This window comes from Pedobacter sp. 05L430 (assembly GCF_056397585.1).
Genome location: NZ_JBFTNT010000426.1, coordinates 1 through 2,605, shown reverse-complemented (window position 1 = coordinate 2,605; position 2,605 = coordinate 1). Strand labels below are relative to the sequence as shown.

The 2,605-nt window shown below is 37.0% G+C and carries 3 protein-coding genes; 2 read left to right on the top strand and 1 reads right to left on the bottom strand.

The window, feature by feature from the left end:
• Nucleotides 1-393, top strand: a 393-nt coding sequence (locus AC1DG9_RS25915; protein WP_477635552.1) for an aldo/keto reductase, incomplete at its 5' end; no start/stop codon positions are given.
• Nucleotides 390-1,403: a zinc-binding alcohol dehydrogenase family protein gene (locus tag AC1DG9_RS25910; RefSeq protein WP_477635551.1), complete on the top strand. Its 1,014-nt coding sequence runs from the start codon at nucleotides 390-392 to the stop codon at nucleotides 1,401-1,403. The genes AC1DG9_RS25915 and AC1DG9_RS25910, both read left to right, overlap by 4 nt.
• 33 nt (nucleotides 1,404-1,436) lie before the next feature.
• On the opposite strand, the gene AC1DG9_RS25905 is transcribed toward AC1DG9_RS25910, so the two are convergent.
• A complete protein-coding gene (locus AC1DG9_RS25905) occupies nucleotides 1,437-2,486 on the bottom strand; it encodes an alpha-L-fucosidase (protein ID WP_337717817.1) in 1,050 nt (349 codons plus the stop codon).
• Between the last annotated feature and the right edge of the window lie 119 nt (nucleotides 2,487-2,605).

Genomic DNA, 2,605 nt, shown 5'->3' with positions numbered 1-2,605 from the left:
GTAAAGTCACATCCAGAAGATTTAGTCAGATTTATTGCTAATTTAAAGGAGAAGAATATTGTAGTTATTAATTCGGCCGTATTTAATGGGGGATTCTTAATAGGGAGTGATTTTTACAATTATCAAAAAGTAAACAAACACACTGTAGAAGGTGAAGCACTTTACCAATGGAGAAGCAATTTTTTTGCCTTATGTAGTAAATTTAATGTTAAACCTGCCGAGGTGTGTTTTGATTTTGGATTTAACATACCGGGGGTAAGCAGCATCGCCTTAAATACAACCCGTCCAGAGAAAATAAAAGAAAATATAATGATGGTAAATAAGAAAATTCCGCAAGCTTTTTGGAAAGCTATGCAAGAGGAACAGTTGATATCGATACCTTTAAATAAATGAAAGCATTAGTTTGTAATACACCAGGAGAGTTTGAATATATAGATAAAGTATCACCAGAGTTAATAGAAGGCTATACTAAGTTGAGGATTAAAGCAATAGGTATTTGTGGTACAGATTATCATGCTTATCAAGGTGTCCAGCCTTTTTTTAATTATCCTAGAATACTGGGGCACGAAATTGCAGCCGAAATTGCTGAAACTTCAGGGAAAAGTTTATTTAACAAAGGAGATAAGGTTACAATAAGCCCATATTTTTATTGTGGTGAATGTATTGCCTGTCGCAACGGAAAGACCAATTGCTGTGAAACAATGAAGGTCTGCGGTGTGCATATAGATGGCGCAATGAGTGAATACATTCTTGTTCCTGATTATGCCTTGGTAGCAGGTGAAGGTTTGAGTGAAGATGAACTGGTATTGGTGGAGCCACTAGCCATTGGCGCTCATGGGATCAGAAGAGCAGGCGTTAAACCTGGGGAATTTGTTCTGGTTGTAGGTGCCGGGCCTATAGGTTTAGGAACTATGGATTTTGCCAGGATAGCCGGAGCAGAGGTAATTGCTTTGGATACCAACATGCAGCGTTTGGAATTTTGCAGAGATAAGCTGGGAGTAAAGCATGTTATAAATGCCGTGTCTGATGATGTTTTTGAACGATTAAAATCAATTACAAATGGTGATATGCCTACGGTTGTAATTGATTGTACAGGAAATTTGAAAGCTATAAATAATGCATTTCAGTATATGGCCCATGGCGCTCGTTTTGTTTTGATAGGCTTACAAAAACAGGAAATAAGTTTTAGTCACCCCGAATTTCATAAAAGGGAAGCAACACTATTAAGTAGCCGCAATGCACTGCMAGTTGATTTTGAGCATGTGATTTCGTGCATAAAAAATGGGCAGATAAAGCCATTAAATTATATCACGCACAAACTGAAATTTGAAGAAGTKAAAGATAGGTTTTCAGACCTTATCGCTTTTGAAAACGGCTTGGTAAAAGCCGTGATCGTATTCTGACAGCAGGATACGGAAAACCTATCTGGGAAATGCCTATTTAGAAATTAGCTTTTTTAATTCCATCAATAGTTCAATATCTTTTTGCCTTATTTTTCCTTCTCTATTGGGAGGTGTGTTTAAAATTAAGATATTATTTTGGGCAGTAGTTATTTTATAATCCTCAACCAGTTTATCTATAGACTTGTAAGTAGTGTCTTTGGTGTTATAAAACCACTTTGAACTTATGCATATGGTGGATTCCCAGGGCATATAGTAATTCTCATTATTGTGAGAGAATATTTTTGGATCAGGCGTTGCAGGGAGGTATGGGTCACCTAGTCTAAAATCGCTTGGGAAGTATCTGATAGGATAGCCTTCTTTTTGCTGAGCAGGTAAAACCATGTGCTGATCAGGATTTCCAGGTGCACCTATAGACCAGTTAATTCCTATTTGGCATTGGGGTTCTTTAGATTTTATTGCTTTATAGATCTCAGCAGCAGGCCATCTGTTGTTTTGTTTTACCCAGCCTCCATCAAACCAAAACTCTACAACTTTAGTTTTGGACTTCTGAGTTATAGCAATTAACTCGTTAATTTGATTTACCATAAAATCATTATACGCTTTGTCCAGAGTTGTATCCTCGGTTTTCGCATTCTCATGTCTGTCCCATAAAGAGTAATATAATCCTAAACCGATATCGTACTTTTTGCATGCTTTTGCAACGGCTTCTATTACGTTAGTCTTGTTGGCAGAACTATTTACATCATAGGTGGTATACTTACTGTCCCAAAGGCAAAACCCGTCATGATGTTTAGTAATAAGTATTACATATTTCATCCCGGCATCTTTAGCTGTTTTAACCCATTGTTCTGCATCAATTGCAGATGGATTATAAGATGTTGGCGGTAATGTTCCGTCGGTCCATTCTTCATCATGGAAAGTGTTGATGCCGAAATGAATAAACATTCCGTATTTACGATTTATTTGTTCTAATTGGTATTTGCCAGGTTTTGAAGAGGGAGTGGGCTTTGTAATACCTTCCTGGGCTAGAGATAATTTTACTATTGCAAGCAATACTAAGGAAAATAAGATGTGTTTTTTCATTTAGTGGTTTAGGTTTTGGTTCATTTTGATGATTCACCAGCGCTGATAATATTAAGCCCGATGAATCGAAAGGTAAGGAAGTAATTTCGCAAATCAGGTCTTTTATCGCCACTTAAAAC